Origin of the sequence: Bradyrhizobium vignae (assembly GCF_900324035.1) — a bacterium.
Taxonomy (GTDB): domain Bacteria; phylum Pseudomonadota; class Alphaproteobacteria; order Rhizobiales; family Xanthobacteraceae; genus Bradyrhizobium; species Bradyrhizobium vignae.
Genome location: NZ_LS398110.1, coordinates 2,067,807 through 2,082,048 on the forward strand (window position 1 = coordinate 2,067,807; position 14,242 = coordinate 2,082,048).

Here is a 14,242-nt window from a genome sequence, read left to right on the forward strand (position 1 = left end):
GTGAAATACGTCTCCTATTGGCACGATACCGCACCAGGCTTCTCAGGTGGCGCCGAAGGTCCGGTCGAGGGGCACTATGACGTTGCGGTGATCGGCGGCGGCTTCACTGGCCTCGGAGCTGCGCGCCAGCTCGCGAAGGCGGGAACGAAGGTCGTCGTTCTCGAAGCAGACCGGGTGATCGGCGGCGCTTCGGGCCGGAACGGCGGGCATCTCAACAATGGTCTGGCCCACAGCTATCTCGCTGCCAAGGCGGAATTGGGCAAGGAGCGCGCCATCGCCCTCTACCGTGCGCTCGACGCCTCGATCGACACGCTCGAGGCGCTGATTGCGGAGGAAGGGATCGATTGCAATTTCCGCCGGGCCGGCAAGCTGAAGCTCGCCTCCAAGCCGAAGCACTTCGATGCCATCGCTCGGAACTTTGACGCGGTCCATCGTGAAGTCGATCCGGACACCGCCTTGCTGTCTCCCAAGGGTCTGAGCGGGGAGATCGGCTCGCCGTTCTTCGGCGCGATGCTGTCGAAGAAGAGCGCGATGATGCATATGGGCCGCTATGGCGTCGGGCTCGCCGAGGCGGCCAAGCGCCGCGGTGCGGTCATCTTCGAGAAGGCACCGGTCACGTCGCAAGCGCGAGAAGGATCGCGCCATCACCTGACGACGCCGCGCGGCAGCGTCACCGCCGATCAGGTGCTGCTGGCGACCGGCGCCTACACCACGCCGAACTTCGGCTATTTCCGTCGGCGCATCGTTACCGTCGGCAGCTTCATCATCGCGACCCGTCCGTTGGACGCGGCCGAAATCGCGGCCACCATGCCGGGCAACCGCACCTGCGTTACCTCGATGAATGTCGGAAATTATTTCCGGCTGGCTCCCGACAATCGCCTCATCTTTGGCGGACGGGCGCGCTTCTCGGCGACATCCGATCAGCGTTCCGACGCCAAGAGCGGCGCCATTCTCGCCAATGGTCTCACGCGGCTCTTCCCGCAACTCGCCGGCATACCGATCGACTATTGCTGGGGCGGGCTCGTCGACATGACCAGCGACCGCTTCCCGCGCGCCGGCTATCGGGACGGGCTCTGGTATGCGATGGGCTATTCGGGTCATGGCGCGCAGCTCTCGACCCATCTCGGCATGACCATCGCCGACGCGATGCTCGGACGTGAAGATCAAAATCCGATGAAGGGCCTCGATTGGCCGGCCGTGCCCGGCCATTTCGGCAAGCCATGGTTCCTGCCGCTGGTCGGAATGTACTACAAGATGCTGGATCACGTGCGATAGTTCGAAGCTGGCAAGAGCGCGGTCAGGCGCTCTTGCCGCTCAGTCATCGCTCAGCCCAATCCACCGATATGGAAGGTCTTCATTTCGAGGTATTCCTCGATGCCGACCTGCGCCCCTTCGCGCCCCACGCCGGATTGCTTGACGCCGCCGAAGGGGGCCACTTCCGTCGACACCATGCCGGTGTTGAGGCCGACCATGCCGGCCTCGAGCGCCTCGGCAACGCGCCACGACCGTTTGAGGTTCGCGGTGTAGAAATAGGCCGCAAGTCCAAAGGGCGTCGCATTGGCGATGGCAATCGCCTCCGCGTCGGTCTCGAAGCGGAACAGAGGCGCGACGGGACCGAAGGTTTCTTCGTGGGCCAGCACCATGTCGGTGGTTGCGTTGGTCAGAACGAGCGGAGCGGTAAACTGCGCCCCCTTGGGCAGCGCAACCGTCCGGGTCGCGATACGGCCGCCCTTGGACAGGGCGTCGGCGACATGGCGGTTGATCTTGCTGATCGCCGCCTCGTTGATCATCGGTCCAATCGCCACACCGGGCTCGAGGCCCGAGCCCACCTTCATGTCGTTGACACGGGCGACAAGCTTCTCTGCGAAGGCATCATAAACGCCGGCCTGGACCAGGATCCGGTTGGCGCAAACGCAGGTCTGGCCGCCATTGCGGAACTTTGACGCGATCGCCCCCTCAACCGCGAGATCGAGATCGGCGTCATCAAAGACGATGAAGGGCGCGTTGCCGCCAAGTTCGAGGCTGACGCGCTTGACGCTGTCGGCCGCGCCGCGCATCAGCAGCGAGCCGACCCGGGTCGAGCCCGTGAACGAGATCTTGCGCACCGTCTCGTTGGCCAAGATCTCGGCGCCGATCTCGGTCGGCATGCCCGTGACGACGTTGATCACGCCCGGCGGAATTCCGGCGCGCTCGGCCAGCACCGCAAGCGCCAGTGCCGAATAGGGCGTGAAATCCGACGGCTTGATCACGACGGTGCATCCTGCCGCAAGCGCGGGAGCGACCTTGCGCGTGATCATCGCGTTCGGAAAATTCCAGGGGGTGATGATTGCGCAGACGCCGACCGGCTCCTTGAGGACGACGATGCGCCGATCGGCCGTTGGTGAAGGGATTGTGGTGCCGCCGATCCGCCGGGCCTCCTCCGCGAACCATTTGACGAAGGAGGCGCCATACCGGATCTCACCCTTGGCCTCGTCCAGCGGCTTGCCCTGCTCGAGCGTCAGGATGCGCGCCAGGTCGTCCAGATGCGCAATCATGAGGCCATGCCAGGCTTCCAGAAGCGCAGCGCGCTCGGCATTGGTTTTGGCGCGCCAGGCGGGGTAGGCAATCGCGGCGGCGGCAATGGCGGCGCGGGTGTCGTTCCGTCCCATATCCGGTACGGTGCCGAGACTGGCCTGTGTCGCCGGGTCGATCACGTCGATCGTCGCGCCCGAGAGGGCGCCGCACCATTGGCCGCCGATCAGGCCCTGTTGCCGGAAGAGATCCTTGTCACTCAGCTTCTGCATTTGATGCTCCTTGTCGATCAGGAGAGACGGGAAAGTACGGCTGCGGTGATCGCCTCGGTGCGCTCCTTGCCAGGAACCGTACCGATGCCGTGGGACGTGGTGGCCTCGAGAGCCGCCATGACGCGTGCCGCTGCTTTGGTCTCGCCGAGATGCTCGAGCATCATGGCGCCGGACCAGATGGCCGCGATCGGATTGGCGGTGCCGAGATGGGCGATATCGGGTGCCGAGCCGTGGACGGGCTCGAACATCGACGGAGCCTTGCGCTCGGGATTGATATTGGCGGAGGCGGCAAAGCCGAGCCCGCCCTGGATGGCGGCGCCGAGATCGGTCAGGATGTCGCCGAACAGGTTGGAGGCGACGACGACGTCGAGGCTCTCCGGCGCCATCACCATGCGGGCGGCGAGCGCATCGACGTGATAGCTCGTGCATTCGACATCGGGATAGTCGGCGGCCACAAGTCGCGTCACCTCGTCCCAGAACACCATCGAGTATTTCTGCGCATTCGACTTAGTGACCGAGGCAAGCTTCTTGCGCCGCTTGCACGCCTGCTCGAAGGCGAACCGCAGGATCCGTTCGACGCCGGCGCGCGTGAACACGGAGGTCTCGACCGCGATTTCGGCGGAGGTGCCCTGATGCACGCGGCCGCCGGCGCCTGAATATTCGCCTTCGGTGTTCTCGCGGATGCAGAGGATGTCGAATGCGGTCGTCTTCAGCGGACCGTTGACGCCGGGAAGCAACCGATGCGGCCTGACATTCGCATACTGCGTGAACCCCTTGCGGATCGGCAGCAGCAGGCCATGCAGCGACACGGCGTCGGGCACTTCGGCCGGCCAGCCGACGGCGCCGAGCAGAATCGCGTCGAACCTTTCGAGCATCTTGATGCCGTCGGCAGGCATCATCGCGCCGGTCTCCTTGTAGTGCGCGCAGGACCACGGAAATGTCGTGCCGCTGAGCGCAAAGCCGGACTGCTTGGCAGTTGCTTCCAGCACGGTCCATGCGGCGTCGGTCACGTCGCGGCCGATGCCGTCGCCGGGGATGAGTGCGATTGCGTAAGTCTTCATGAGAGCCCTCCGATGTGGATGAGCACGCTCTTCGAGCGGCGGTTGGCGTGATAGGCTTCGCGGCCGAGATCCTTGCCGATGCCGGAGTGCTTGTAGCCTCCCGTCGGCAGGATGTGATCGCGCGAGCGGCCGTAGCGGTTGACCCAGACGGTGCCGGCAGGAAGAGCGCGCGTCATCCGCATGGCGCGCGAGACATCGCGAGTGAAGAGGCCGGCGGCAAGACCGTAGGTCGGGTGATCGGCAAGCGCCATGGCTTCGTCTTCAGTGGTGAATGTCTGAAGCGTCAGCACCGGCCCGAAGATCTCCTCGGTGATGGCGACAGAAGATCGATCCACCTTTGCAAGAAGAGTGGGCGCATAGAAATAGCCCTTGGCCTCGATCGGCTCGCCGCCGGTCAGACACTCGGCGCCCTCAGCGCGGGCTGCCTGCACGATCCTGTGGATCCGCGATCGTTGCTTTTCGGAGATGATCGGGGAGTAGGTCGTCGCAGTATCCCAGGTCGGACCGGCCTGGACGGCCTGCATGCGGACGATGATGGCGTCGACCAGCTGCTCGGCCACCGAGGCGTGAGCGATCAGCCGCGATCCGGCGACACAGGCCTGGCCGGCATTTGCGAGGATGCCGCCGGCAATCGCGGCGGCGGCTTGATCCAGATCGGCATCGGGCAAGACGATCTGCGGGCTCTTGCCGCCGAGCTCGAGCGTCATGGGTTTGATGCCGGTGCGGGCGATGTTCGCCATGATGGCAGCGCCCGCGCCGGTCGATCCGGTGAAGCTCACTTTCGCAATGTCGGGATGTCCGGTGATGGCAGCGCCGGTCGTCGGTCCATCGCCGAGTACGATGTTGATGAGCCCGGCAGGCAGGCCCGCCTTCACCGCCGATTGGGCGAGGAGGATGGAGGAGAACGGGGTCATTTCGGACGGCTTCAGCACGACCGCGTTGCCCGCGGCGAGGGGCGGTCCGAGCTTCCATCCCGCCATGTTCACCGGAAAATTCCAGGGTGTAATGGCGCCGACGACCCCGTAAGGCTCGGTCATGATCATGCCGAGGTGCGCGTCATCGGTGGGCACGAGGTCGCCGCCCTCCTTGTCGGCGAATTCGGCGAAGAAGCGGATCTGCTCGGCGGTGACCGCGATGTCTCCCGCGACGAGCTGACCGACCGGGCGGGTGGATGAAATCGCCTCGACCCTGGCGAGCGTCTCGGCTTCACTCTCGATGAGATCGGCCCAGCGCTTCAGGACATTGGCTCGCTCGCGTGGACGCGCGCCGCCCCAATTGCTCGTCTTCAACGCCTTTCTGGCGGTTTGAGCGGCCTCGTCCACGGTCTCGGCGGAGGCGACCGGACATGCGGCGTAGTGCGCGCCGTCGGACGGCCGGTGCAGCGGAAGCAGACCGGGCGACTCCAGCAGCCGATCGCCGATGAAATGGCCGATCGGCAGCTGAATCTGATCGGGATCGAAGCTCTGGCTCATGACACCGTGACGTAGATCTTGCGAACGGTCTCGATCGTCTTCCACAGGCCCGTGAATCCGGGCTTCATGACGAAGCTGTCGCCGGCTCTGAACGTGATCGGGGCGCCGCCCTCCGGCGTGATTTCGATCGTGCCGGCGAGGATGTGACAGAACTCGAAGGTCTCTCCCTTGATCGAGCGCGTCTCGCCGGGCGTTGCTTCCCAGACGCCTGTGTGCACGAGTTCGCCCTTGGCCTCGTCCTGCGCCCAGGTCTTGAAGTGGGGCGCGCCGGCAACGAGCCGCTCCGGCATCGGGCCGGATTCTTTCGGGGCTAAAGTCGGATTGGGGTCGATCCGTTTCAGCAGCAAGTTGGGCTCCTCTCAGTAACCACGGGTCCGATCGACGAGCCCGACGAGGTCGAGGCCCGCTTCATACCGCTTGATGTTGTCGATGACCGCGCGAGCGGCGGTATCCGCCTGGGTCACGCCGGCAACATGCGGGGTCAGCAGCACCTTCGGGTGGGCCCACAAGGCATGATCGCCGGGCAGAGGCTCCGGTTCGGTCACGTCGATGACCGCGCCGGAGAGCTGACCCGCATCGAGAGCAGTGAGGAGCGCATCGGAATCGAGCTGCGCGCCGCGCCCTGCATGGACGAGGCTCGCGCCTTGAGGCAATTGCGCAAGGAGTTCGCGGTTCAGGATTCCGCGCGTGGCTTCGGTGAGGGGCAGCAGGCACACGAGGATGTCCGTTTCGCCGAGCATCTGGCCGAGACCTGCATCGCCGCTATATGTTGCAACGCCATCGATCGTCTTGCCCGACCGGCTCCAGCCGCTCAGGCGGAAGCCGAAGGGCCTCAGGCTTTCCAGCACGGCGCGGCCGAGCACGCCAAGTCCAAGGACCCCGATCCGCCGGTCGGCGGCCTGCTTCTGCGGCAGAGCCCGCCATTCGCGGCGTCGCTGCAAATCGAGGTAGGCGGGAAAGTTGCGGTGAAGCGCCAGCACGGCGAGAGTGACATATTCCTGCATCATCCGGGTGATGCCGTCTTCCACCATTCGTATCACCTTCACCTGCGGCGGGATCGCTGTCAGCCGAAGTTGATCGACGCCGGCGCCGACCGAAAACAGGATCTCGAGGTTACGGTATTGTTCCAGCGCCTCCGGGACGGACCAGGTGATGATGTAGCGTATGTCGACTGGAGAGACCGTGGCCGGACCGATGGCGAAGGGCAGGTGTGGGAGGTCGCGCGTGAAGGCCTCACGAAAAACAGCCCCGCGCTGTGCGTCGGAATTGAAGAGAAAGGTCATTGTCGAATTCGGACGCGCTGGGAATGGCGAGCTTGCCGGATTGAACCAAGCTATCGGAACCGCAATTTCGCCCGGTGCCGAATGTGGTTGCGATTTGGTGCAATGTTTTGTTGGGCGGCTGTTCCGGAACGCAATCTGCGGCGGAGCCCGGTATATGCTGGGCCTGGCCGAACTCGCATTGCACGTCGTACCGTGCCTCGCGAGATATACTTTCGGGCGCCGGGAGGAGTTGTGCGGCGTGGATGTCGATGACGTTCTCGAAGAGGATGGAATTCCTTACATCTTCATTCGGCCGAACGAGCACCGAACGCTAAAGAATCCTCAATCGATGCGCCGAGTGCCGCTCATAGGTGACGTTGTCCGGCTTGGGTTTCTTCAATATCACGCCCTCAAAAAGCTGGGACACAAGCTCTTATTTCCGAAGCTTCGAGCGGCCAGCGATCGGACACCACTTGGCGACACGTTTTACGGTGACTGGACCAAGGTACAGAGCGTCGCAGGCCCAACGCCGCCGAGCAGAAGAAGGTTTTCCATTCGTTTCGCAAGAGCGGAGGCGCCCGGCATCGTTCGTGTTGAATTGGGTCAATCGCCGGGTCGTTTTCTGTCACGTCCATCAGGCCGCGAGATGGAAGAACAGTCTTAACCTTTCATCCCGGGTCGTTGGCCATGTGCGCGACGGTCTGGAAGCAATCGCCGCATAGAAGTCGCTCGGAGCCATCAGCTCGGCATCGCGTGGCAGCACATCATCATTGAAGACCTCCTCGCTCATGCGCAGGGCGTTGGCTAGGTGGTCATCTTCGGCGAGATCGAGCTGGAAAGGGCGGTTTGTTTTAATTTGAGTGGCTTCTTTGCGAGAAGACATGATCGAAGGCTCCGGGAATTGAAACCGGCTACGCAGCAGTCCAGCCCCCATCCATCGAGAGGTTGGCGCCCGTCATCTGAGCGGCGTCGTCGCTGCACAGGAACAGCGCGAGGGAGGCAACCTGCTCGACCGTGACGAACTCCTTGGTCGGCTGGGCGGCGAGCAGGACATCGTTGATGACCTCATCCCTCCGCATGCGACGGGCTGCCATCGTGTTCGGAATTTGCTTCTCGACGAGCGGCGTCCAGACGTAACCGGGGCTGATGCAGTTGCACGTAATTTTCGAGCGGGCGAGCTCCAGCGCCACCGTCTTGGTGAGGCCCGCGATGCCGTGCTTCGCTGCGACATAGGCGGATTTGAATGGGGAGGCGACCATCGAATGGGCCGATGCCGTGTTGATGATGCGACCCCAACCGCGCTTCTTCATGCCTGGCACCACCGCGCGGATGGCATGGAAGGCGGCAGACAGATTGATGGCGATGACCGCATCCCATTTCTCGGCGGTAAAGTCCTCGATCGGCGAAACGTGCTGGATGCCGGCGTTGTTCACGAGAATGTCGACGCTGCCGAAGCTCGCCTCTCCGAGCGCGATGAGCGCGGCGATCTCGCTCGGCTTCGTCATATCCGCAGGCGAATAGATCGCCTCGACTGCGAAGTCGCGCTTGATCGCAGCGCGCGCCGTCTCGATATCGGCTGGGACGCCCATGCCATTGATCACCACGTTGGCACCGGCGCCGGCGAAGGCTCGCGCGCACGCGAGACCAATGCCGCTGGTCGAGCCGGTGACAACTGCCGTCTTACCGTTCAGAATTCCCATCTCGTACACTTTCCTTATAAATGCGAACAATTGTCGCCGCGCCGCTGATCGCGATGCGGATTTGAAGTCAAAAGACCAGAGCTCGCTCGCCGGCTCGAATCGAGCCGCGCGTCGGCTGTTGTAGATAGTCGTGCACCACCGTCCCGAGGCCGAGCGTGAGGTCGGCGAGGATGTGGACGGCGGAGATGATTTCGAGTACCGGCAGTTCGGCAACCGGCGCCAAGGCGTGCGGCGTCAGGGCCAGGGCTGCCGGTCCGGTCCATGCACCTTTCAGCACGATGTCCTCGAGACGATATTGAACGAGTTCGCAGATCCGTGGGTTGCCGTCCACGTGCGGGATAATCTTGAGCAGGAAGTTCGGCTCGTTAAGCGCAGCCTTGATCTTGGTCAGATCGGCCTCGCGGTGCTTGTAGCCCATCGTCCCCGTCGCGACGCGCAGCGGGCCGTAATCCAGTGTGCCGATCAGCGTATCGATCTCGGTTCTCAAGGTCGGCTGTGCAAGCTTCTTCGGAAAGCCCCATAGCTCGCGGCCGCCCGCAATAGGTCCCTCGTCATTGAGGAACATGCAGTGTGTGTAGCCTCCCTTGCGTCCGCGAAAGGAGACGGGAATGACCTGACCGCTTTCCGTGTAGTCGCCAAAGCCATTGGAATCGGGCATGCGGATGAACTCGTATTTGACGAGAGCCTCTCGTTCGTCGACCTCCAACGGCTCCGGCACCACGGCCCGCAGCTTGGCTGGATCGGTACGATAGGTGATGATCAGGTATTCGCGATCGACGAACCGATAGGGCCCGGGAGGATAGGCCGGGCTCGTCAGCGGCATGGCAAAGGCTCGTCGTTTCACGTCAGCCTCACGCATAAGCGTTCTCCTTGTCGTCAGGGTGACCGCTACTCGCGGCCGTCGTGTTCGAGATCGAAAGTGAAGACCCCGTCGGGGCTCGAAGGCCGGGTAAGCACCTCGGGATGGCGTAGGGTGCGCAATGCATCGTGGTAGCCGGCCTGCCAATGGTCTTGCATGGATAGCCGCGAGAACTCGTAGTCCTTGGAGTGGCCCTCGTGATTGCGCGCACGATAGATCAGATGGACGATGTTGTAGACGTTGCGGGAGACCGCCGTGCTGAGTAGCTTCACGTCCTCGTGCTGGCTGAGATCGTCGGGCAGCCGGCTGAGCAGATCGGTGAGTGCGCGCCGCAGGCGCTGCACATGCTTGAACTGGTCCGTGCTGGCGCGCGTGCGGCTCGAATACTGGATTTCCTTATGCCGCGTGACGACCTCAGCCATGTTGCGGGGAAGTTGACCGCGCGCACTCCAGAGGTCGACCTGAAATGCAAGCATGTCCTGCGGGGCATCCGATTCGATCACCCATTGCAGCGGCGTATTGGAGACGAGACCGCCGTCCCAATAGTGCTCGCCCTCAATCTCCACCGCGGGAAAGCCCGGCGGCAGCGCGCCGCTGGCCATGATGTGCTCCGGCCGGATCGTATGGGTCGTGTTGTCGAAATAGACGAAATTTCCGGTTCGGACGTTGACCGCGCCGGCGCTGAAGCGCGTCAACCCGGCATTGATACGATCGAAGTCGACCAGGCGCTCTAGCGTGATCTTGAGCGCGCGTGTGTCATAGATGCTGGTCGCATCGCTGGCTCCGCCAGGCTGCAGCCAGGGCAGGACGGGGCGGGCGGAGAAAAATCCTGTGGCGCCACAGGTGGCCGCCAGACCGGCGCTCATCTGGTTGATGAGGTTGCGCGTATTGTCGCTCCGCGTCCAGTCCAGGAAAGGATTGCCGGACCAATCCCAGGGCGCGGTCGAGGTCACCTGGGTCCAGAAATCGCGCAGGCGGTCGACACGAGACTCGGGCGGATTGCCGGCGATGATGGCGGCATTGATGGCTCCGATCGAAATGCCGGCGACCCAGTCGGGATGAATGCTGGCTTCGGCCAAAGCTTCGTACACGCCCGCCTGGTAGGCGCCGAGCGCACCGCCCCCTTGCAACAGCAGCGCGATGCAGTCGAAGGGAAGCTGCCGTTGTGCGGATGAGAGTTGTGATCGAGGCTGGAAGTTCATGGCGAGTGTGCTCTTTGATTGCTGATGAACATGTTCGTGTTAATCGCGGCTCGTGCCTTGCTTTCCGACGTTGGGCGGCTCGAGCAGCACTTCCTTCAGATGATCGCCGGCGGCGACGACGATCACGAAATTGAGCTTGCCGTCCTGTCGGATCAGTCCGCCGGCCAGCGCGCTGCCGGCCGCAGCCCTCTCGGCGACCTGCACCGCGTCCGACAATTCCTGCTTGATCCACTTCAGGGCAAGCATCTTGGCGAGGTCTTCCCGATCGAGCTCCTTCAGCGACGACGTCAGCTCCTTGCCGGTGACGTTTCCGGTGTTGGCATCGATGGCGTTTTCCCACACGTGTTCGTTTCGGATGGTACGGACGCGGTAGAGGGGTGCGTTGTCGACCTCGAAGCTGATGTCGGCGGTCTTCGAGCCGTCATGCAGGTGCTCCGCGATTGCCATGGCACGGCTGAGCGGGACGCGTATGGTGCGGAATTCAGAGAGCACGCGGCGGATAGCGACGTCCTCGGTCTCGCTTTGCGCGCTCGCGCTGCGGCTGTCCGTCTCGGTGGAATTTTGGACGTCCGCCACGGCGCCGGTGGCGGCGAGCGTGGCGGACCACATGATCAGGGCGAACAAATGCTGTCTGGACATCGGATCAGTCTCGGTCTGGCTGGTCGCCTGCAACGGGTGAGTGGGCGACGACGATCTCCTTGTCGGAGGGCGCGGGCAGCGACTGATTGGTATCGATTACCACGCGCTCCGGTGGCTTGACGTCGGAGTGGATGCGGATCGGAGGCCGCGCAGGATCCGGCTCGGAAAAGCGACCCGACAATTGCGCCGGCAGCGACCAGTTCGCCAACCAAAGCAAGCAGACCAGCATTCCACCCACCGACAGGAAGTAGCCGCGCAACGGAAGGGCGCTATCGATCGGCTGCCTCGCGCGCATGAACATTGCGGATCGTCGGCTCATGGCGCCTCGCTCCCGGCAACGAAATGAATCCGTCTCATCATCAGATACTCCAGGGGGGCGGGTGCCGGCGGGCGAGCTCGGCGTCGAGATAGCCGCGCTCGTCGAGCCACTCCGCCGGACAATAGGCGCCAGCTTTCGGATGGATCATGAATCCGTCGCGCTCGAGCGCCGTCCGTGTTCCGGTGACGCCGGTCCACAGGGTCTCTCCGCTGGACGGATTCACTTCCATTACGTCAAAGACTTCGACGAAGTTCAGCATGTCAGGATACTCGTCGTCGCCTCACGCCGCCTGCGACAGGCGGTCGAATTCCTCAAGCGCAAAGCCTGCGGGCGACACGCATTCGACCCGCGCGATCCAGACGTTGACCCAGTAGATGATGCAGTTACGGGCGATCAGCAGGGCGGGCGTCATGCGATCGTCCTCCGCTCCAGCCGGACTGGGCTGGGCCGGCGTTCGCTGAGCGCATGAGCCCAGGCCATCATCGCGATCGTGATCCCCAGCAGCAGGCTCAAGGCCACGAGGCACAGGGCGACGACGACATTCAGCGTTGCGACAGCGAGCCCGGATATCGGGTTTTCGCGCATCAAGGCGAACAGCAGGCTTGACATTCCGCGCCTCCTTAATAAAATACACCGTATAGTTCATATAAATCATGCGCCGTGACCGAAGTCAAGACGAAGGCCTCACAAGCGCGTGTGCGGATCGGGCGGTCAGCGTCCGCCAGCAAACCAGAGTTTCACGCAGAGAAAGGAACGGACATGACGAGATTGATGGCGGCGCTGTTCGCAGCGGTCGTGGTGGCGTTTGGCAGCACAGCTGCATCCGCGCAGGAAAACCAGGGCACAGCAGAGCAGAGGGCTGCGTGTACGCCCGACGCCTTTCGTCTGTGCAGTGCCTACATTCCCGATCCGTCGGGAGTCGAAGCCTGTTTGCGACAGCGCAAATCGGACCTGAGCAAAGCGTGCAAGGCGGTGTTCGAGCAGGCCAGCACCGGATCCGTGCGGAGCCGATAAGGCGCGACGTCGCGGCGGGCGCCACCTGCGCAGTTCCGTCCTGATGCCTCCGCACCGTGACCGGCGAAAGGAAAGATCGATGACCACGATGTATATCCCGGCCCTTGCCGCCTTCGGCGGCTCCGCGTTCGGAGCGGTCTCGACTATCATGAGTGGATGGTTCAGCCGCCGCCGAAAACTTCGAGAGCGTCATCACGCCCGCTCGTTCGAAAAGCGCGAACGATTGTACAAGAGCTTTATCGAGGAGGCTTCGCGGCTGTATGCCGACGCGCTCGTCAGCGACAGGGTGGAAATCCCGCAACTCGTCGGTCTCCATACGCTTGTCGGTCGCATGCGGATCCTATCCAGTGACGACGTCGTTCACGCCGCCGAGCGGACCGGTCGGCTGATCATCGAGACTTATCTGTCGCCAAACCGGTCGTTCGTCGACCTCCCGGACTTCATCGAGGAGATGGATCCCTTGCGCGATTTCGGCGAAGCCTGCCGCAGCGAGTTGCTTAACCTTCCGGCGCGGTGAGAACATGAAGCGAGAACATGCTCCTCACCTTGGAAGGCACGCAGATGTCCGGGACAGAATCGTCCAGGCCGCGGTCGAGCTTTATTGCGAGATCGGTCACAACAAGACCACTGTGGCGGATGTTGCGCGGCGCCTGTCGATGTCCTCAGCCAATATCTATCGCTTCTTTCCGTCAAAGCGCGCGATCGAGGAAGCCGTCGTTGAACGCCTCCTCGACGAAATGGTCGGCGCGGCAGCCGATGCGGCGCGCGGCGGTGGGCCGGCGCTGGGGCGCATCGCCGCAGTCCTCAAGGCGATGGCCGATTGCAATGAATCCCGGCCGGCGAAGCACCGAAGGCTCCAGGATCTGGTGGCCCTGGCCGTTCGTCAGAACTGGCCCGTCGTTCTCGTTTACAGCGATAGGATCAGAGGACTGGTGCGGCCGATGATCGGTGCCGGGCAAGCACGTGGTGAAGTGCAGGGCGGCAGCCCGATGGCGCTGACCTGCTGCCTGCTTGATGCCATGGACATCCATCTCAATCCCTCGCGAATGGGCGCTGCGACGCTGCGGCCGAGCTTCGAGGAGATGTCGAAATTTTGTATGGGCGCCCTGAGCCGCATGCCATCGCGGCAGCCGGTCGAGATGACATCGCAGGTGCATTTGAAGGCCGCCGGCTGACGCTGACGCCTCCAGCCCAATCGCCCACGGGGGGCAGGCCGCGATGCGCCTATGACCAGTCCGTCTCGCACGCCGCCAGGAAAAAGCCCACGCGCTCGCGCACGAAGCCGGGAAGCTCCTTCTTCAGGTCCTTCGGTGTTTCGCCGACGAGCGACCGGAACAGCATCGGCAGCAGGATCAGGTCGAGGAAGATCTGGGCAGTGGCGCGGCTTCGTTTGGCGCTGAACGGCCCCCTTGCAGTGCGGGCAAGCTTTTGCGTGGCTTCGTCCAGCAGCTGCGACACCGCGTTCACGGAGCGATCGCGCGCAGCGTCGTGGACGTTGCGGCTCAGTTCGGGGAACCGCTGCGATTCCGCGATCGTCGCGCGCACCATGCCCAGTGACTCCTCGATAACCCTGTCGACGATGGCTGTGCCGAGGCTCATCAACTTGTCCTCGATGGTGCGGCCTTCAGGCGAGAAACCCTCGAAGTCAGTCAAGCCGTCGATGGTGCGGGCCACCACCGCCGCGAACAGCGCTTCCTTGCCAGGGAAGTGGGCATAGATCGTCGGCTTGCTCGCCGGCGCGAGCTCGGAAATGTCATCGATGCTGGCGCTGCGAAAGCCCTTCTCCAGAAACAGCTGCTGAGCTGCATCGAGAATGCGCGCCTGCGCGTCGCCGGCCAGATCCTTGGGCGGTCTACCTCGCTTCGTCTTCTTCATTCTTGCCTCCGAGTTCACGAGTCTGTGCGTTTCGCTTTCCCGCTTGACACGGTCCG

20 protein-coding genes are annotated in these 14,242 nt (G+C 63.3%); 5 read left to right on the plus strand and 15 right to left on the minus strand.

Translation table 11 applies throughout. The annotated features are described in order from the left end of the window. Nucleotides 1-1,275: an NAD(P)/FAD-dependent oxidoreductase gene (locus tag BRAD3257_RS10115; RefSeq protein ID WP_122401694.1), complete on the plus strand. Its 1,275-nt coding sequence runs from the start codon at nucleotides 1-3 to the stop codon at nucleotides 1,273-1,275. A 50-nt stretch (nucleotides 1,276-1,325) separates the two neighbouring features. Here the strand turns inward: BRAD3257_RS10115 and BRAD3257_RS10120 are convergent, their stop codons facing one another. The 5 genes from BRAD3257_RS10120 to BRAD3257_RS10140 all read right to left on the minus strand — a co-directional run bounded on the left by BRAD3257_RS10120 (nucleotide 1,326) and on the right by BRAD3257_RS10140 (nucleotide 6,599). Then, nucleotides 1,326-2,783 (minus strand): NAD-dependent succinate-semialdehyde dehydrogenase, encoded by a 1,458-nt coding sequence (locus tag BRAD3257_RS10120; RefSeq protein WP_122401695.1) that lies wholly within the window; start codon nucleotides 2,781-2,783, stop codon nucleotides 1,326-1,328. A 17-nt stretch (nucleotides 2,784-2,800) separates the two neighbouring features. Beyond that, nucleotides 2,801-3,844, minus strand: coding sequence for a tartrate dehydrogenase (locus BRAD3257_RS10125; protein WP_122401696.1), 1,044 nt, complete (start codon nucleotides 3,842-3,844; stop codon nucleotides 2,801-2,803). After that, on the minus strand, nucleotides 3,841-5,316 hold the full coding sequence (locus tag BRAD3257_RS10130) for an aldehyde dehydrogenase family protein (protein WP_122401697.1): 1,476 nt from the start codon (nucleotides 5,314-5,316) through the stop codon (nucleotides 3,841-3,843). Before BRAD3257_RS10130 ends, BRAD3257_RS10125 begins: the two co-directional genes overlap by 4 nt. Then, nucleotides 5,313-5,606: a cupin domain-containing protein gene (locus BRAD3257_RS10135; protein ID WP_174221631.1), complete on the minus strand. Its 294-nt coding sequence runs from the start codon at nucleotides 5,604-5,606 to the stop codon at nucleotides 5,313-5,315. Before BRAD3257_RS10135 ends, BRAD3257_RS10130 begins: the two co-directional genes overlap by 4 nt. Before the next feature lie 69 nt (nucleotides 5,607-5,675). Further along, nucleotides 5,676-6,599, minus strand: coding sequence for a 2-hydroxyacid dehydrogenase (locus tag BRAD3257_RS10140; RefSeq protein WP_122401699.1), 924 nt, complete (start codon nucleotides 6,597-6,599; stop codon nucleotides 5,676-5,678). Nucleotides 6,600-6,753: 154 nt separating this feature from the next. On the opposite strand from BRAD3257_RS10140, the gene BRAD3257_RS39260 reads away from it, so the two are divergent. Further along, a complete protein-coding gene (locus BRAD3257_RS39260; protein ID WP_145987000.1) occupies nucleotides 6,754-7,242 on the plus strand; it encodes a site-specific integrase in 489 nt (162 codons plus the stop codon). Here BRAD3257_RS39260 and BRAD3257_RS10145 read toward each other — a convergent pair. The 9 genes from BRAD3257_RS10145 to BRAD3257_RS10180 form a co-directional block, all read right to left on the minus strand. After that, the gene (locus tag BRAD3257_RS10145; protein WP_129144687.1) at nucleotides 7,213-7,461 is read right to left on the minus strand and encodes a hypothetical protein; all 249 of its coding nucleotides are present in this window, start codon (nucleotides 7,459-7,461) and stop codon (nucleotides 7,213-7,215) included. The genes BRAD3257_RS39260 and BRAD3257_RS10145 overlap by 30 nt on opposite strands. Nucleotides 7,462-7,489: 28 nt before the next feature. After that, nucleotides 7,490-8,278, minus strand: coding sequence for a 3-hydroxybutyrate dehydrogenase (locus BRAD3257_RS10150; RefSeq protein WP_122401701.1), 789 nt, complete (start codon nucleotides 8,276-8,278; stop codon nucleotides 7,490-7,492). A 67-nt stretch (nucleotides 8,279-8,345) separates the two neighbouring features. Continuing rightward, a complete protein-coding gene (locus BRAD3257_RS10155; RefSeq protein ID WP_122401702.1) occupies nucleotides 8,346-9,137 on the minus strand; it encodes an acetoacetate decarboxylase in 792 nt (263 codons plus the stop codon). A gap of 29 nt (nucleotides 9,138-9,166) precedes the next feature. After that, nucleotides 9,167-10,339 (minus strand): DUF3734 domain-containing protein, encoded by a 1,173-nt coding sequence (locus BRAD3257_RS10160; protein WP_122401703.1) that lies wholly within the window; start codon nucleotides 10,337-10,339, stop codon nucleotides 9,167-9,169. A gap of 39 nt (nucleotides 10,340-10,378) precedes the next feature. After that, nucleotides 10,379-10,978, minus strand: a complete 600-nt coding sequence (locus tag BRAD3257_RS10165) for a PepSY domain-containing protein (RefSeq protein ID WP_122406475.1) — start codon at nucleotides 10,976-10,978, stop codon at nucleotides 10,379-10,381. 4 nt (nucleotides 10,979-10,982) lie between these two features. Next, nucleotides 10,983-11,297 carry a hypothetical protein gene (locus BRAD3257_RS10170; protein WP_129144686.1) on the minus strand — a complete coding sequence of 105 codons (315 nt, stop codon included), beginning with the start codon at nucleotides 11,295-11,297 and terminating at the stop codon, nucleotides 10,983-10,985. A 40-nt stretch (nucleotides 11,298-11,337) separates the two neighbouring features. Further along, the gene (locus BRAD3257_RS10175; protein WP_122401705.1) at nucleotides 11,338-11,556 is read right to left on the minus strand and encodes a hypothetical protein; all 219 of its coding nucleotides are present in this window, start codon (nucleotides 11,554-11,556) and stop codon (nucleotides 11,338-11,340) included. Nucleotides 11,557-11,577: 21 nt separating this feature from the next. Further along, entirely contained in the window at nucleotides 11,578-11,709 is a 132-nt protein-coding gene (locus BRAD3257_RS41740) for a hypothetical protein (RefSeq protein WP_283809950.1), read from the minus strand. Then, nucleotides 11,706-11,906: a hypothetical protein gene (locus BRAD3257_RS10180; protein WP_122401706.1), complete on the minus strand. Its 201-nt coding sequence runs from the start codon at nucleotides 11,904-11,906 to the stop codon at nucleotides 11,706-11,708. Before BRAD3257_RS10180 ends, BRAD3257_RS41740 begins: the two co-directional genes overlap by 4 nt. 150 nt (nucleotides 11,907-12,056) lie before the next feature. Here BRAD3257_RS10180 and BRAD3257_RS10185 point away from each other — a divergent pair, with 150 nt between their 5' ends. The 3 genes from BRAD3257_RS10185 to BRAD3257_RS10195 all read left to right on the plus strand — a co-directional run bounded on the left by BRAD3257_RS10185 (nucleotide 12,057) and on the right by BRAD3257_RS10195 (nucleotide 13,486). Next, nucleotides 12,057-12,311 carry a hypothetical protein gene (locus BRAD3257_RS10185; protein WP_122406476.1) on the plus strand — a complete coding sequence of 85 codons (255 nt, stop codon included), beginning with the start codon at nucleotides 12,057-12,059 and terminating at the stop codon, nucleotides 12,309-12,311. Between the two features lie 79 nt (nucleotides 12,312-12,390). Continuing rightward, nucleotides 12,391-12,828, plus strand: coding sequence for a hypothetical protein (locus BRAD3257_RS10190; protein ID WP_122401707.1), 438 nt, complete (start codon nucleotides 12,391-12,393; stop codon nucleotides 12,826-12,828). 4 nt (nucleotides 12,829-12,832) lie between these two features. Continuing rightward, complete coding sequence (locus BRAD3257_RS10195) at nucleotides 12,833-13,486, plus strand: TetR/AcrR family transcriptional regulator (protein ID WP_122401708.1); 654 nt, start codon at nucleotides 12,833-12,835, stop codon at nucleotides 13,484-13,486. A gap of 49 nt (nucleotides 13,487-13,535) precedes the next feature. On the opposite strand, the gene BRAD3257_RS10200 is transcribed toward BRAD3257_RS10195, so the two are convergent. Then, complete coding sequence (locus tag BRAD3257_RS10200) at nucleotides 13,536-14,186, minus strand: TetR/AcrR family transcriptional regulator (RefSeq protein ID WP_122401709.1); 651 nt, start codon at nucleotides 14,184-14,186, stop codon at nucleotides 13,536-13,538. Nucleotides 14,187-14,242: the final 56 nt, after the last annotated feature.

Bases quoted from the DNA above. Each gene is read 5' to 3' on its own strand.
- BRAD3257_RS10170 (WP_129144686.1), bottom strand. From the start codon at position 11,297: ATGAGCCGACGATCCGCAATGTTCATGCGCGCGAGGCAGCCGATCGAT.
- BRAD3257_RS10190 (WP_122401707.1), top strand. From the start codon at position 12,391: ATGACCACGATGTATATCCCGGCCCTTGCCGCCTTCGGCGGCTCCGCG.
- BRAD3257_RS10185 (WP_122406476.1), top strand. From the start codon at position 12,057: ATGACGAGATTGATGGCGGCGCTGTTCGCAGCGGTCGTGGTGGCGTTT.
- BRAD3257_RS10175 (WP_122401705.1), bottom strand. From the start codon at position 11,556: ATGCTGAACTTCGTCGAAGTCTTTGACGTAATGGAAGTGAATCCGTCC.
- BRAD3257_RS41740 (WP_283809950.1), bottom strand. From the start codon at position 11,709: ATGACGCCCGCCCTGCTGATCGCCCGTAACTGCATCATCTACTGGGTC.
- BRAD3257_RS10160 (WP_122401703.1), bottom strand. From the start codon at position 10,339: ATGAACTTCCAGCCTCGATCACAACTCTCATCCGCACAACGGCAGCTT.
- BRAD3257_RS10200 (WP_122401709.1), bottom strand. From the start codon at position 14,186: ATGAAGAAGACGAAGCGAGGTAGACCGCCCAAGGATCTGGCCGGCGAC.
- BRAD3257_RS10120 (WP_122401695.1), bottom strand. From the start codon at position 2,783: ATGCAGAAGCTGAGTGACAAGGATCTCTTCCGGCAACAGGGCCTGATC.
- BRAD3257_RS10145 (WP_129144687.1), bottom strand. From the start codon at position 7,461: ATGTCTTCTCGCAAAGAAGCCACTCAAATTAAAACAAACCGCCCTTTC.
- BRAD3257_RS10140 (WP_122401699.1), bottom strand. From the start codon at position 6,599: ATGACCTTTCTCTTCAATTCCGACGCACAGCGCGGGGCTGTTTTTCGT.
- BRAD3257_RS39260 (WP_145987000.1), top strand. From the start codon at position 6,754: ATGCTGGGCCTGGCCGAACTCGCATTGCACGTCGTACCGTGCCTCGCG.
- BRAD3257_RS10165 (WP_122406475.1), bottom strand. From the start codon at position 10,978: ATGTCCAGACAGCATTTGTTCGCCCTGATCATGTGGTCCGCCACGCTC.
- BRAD3257_RS10155 (WP_122401702.1), bottom strand. From the start codon at position 9,137: ATGCGTGAGGCTGACGTGAAACGACGAGCCTTTGCCATGCCGCTGACG.
- BRAD3257_RS10150 (WP_122401701.1), bottom strand. From the start codon at position 8,278: ATGGGAATTCTGAACGGTAAGACGGCAGTTGTCACCGGCTCGACCAGC.
- BRAD3257_RS10180 (WP_122401706.1), bottom strand. From the start codon at position 11,906: ATGTCAAGCCTGCTGTTCGCCTTGATGCGCGAAAACCCGATATCCGGG.
- BRAD3257_RS10195 (WP_122401708.1), top strand. From the start codon at position 12,833: ATGAAGCGAGAACATGCTCCTCACCTTGGAAGGCACGCAGATGTCCGG.
- BRAD3257_RS10125 (WP_122401696.1), bottom strand. From the start codon at position 3,844: ATGAAGACTTACGCAATCGCACTCATCCCCGGCGACGGCATCGGCCGC.
- BRAD3257_RS10130 (WP_122401697.1), bottom strand. From the start codon at position 5,316: ATGAGCCAGAGCTTCGATCCCGATCAGATTCAGCTGCCGATCGGCCAT.
- BRAD3257_RS10135 (WP_174221631.1), bottom strand. From the start codon at position 5,606: ATGCCGGAGCGGCTCGTTGCCGGCGCGCCCCACTTCAAGACCTGGGCG.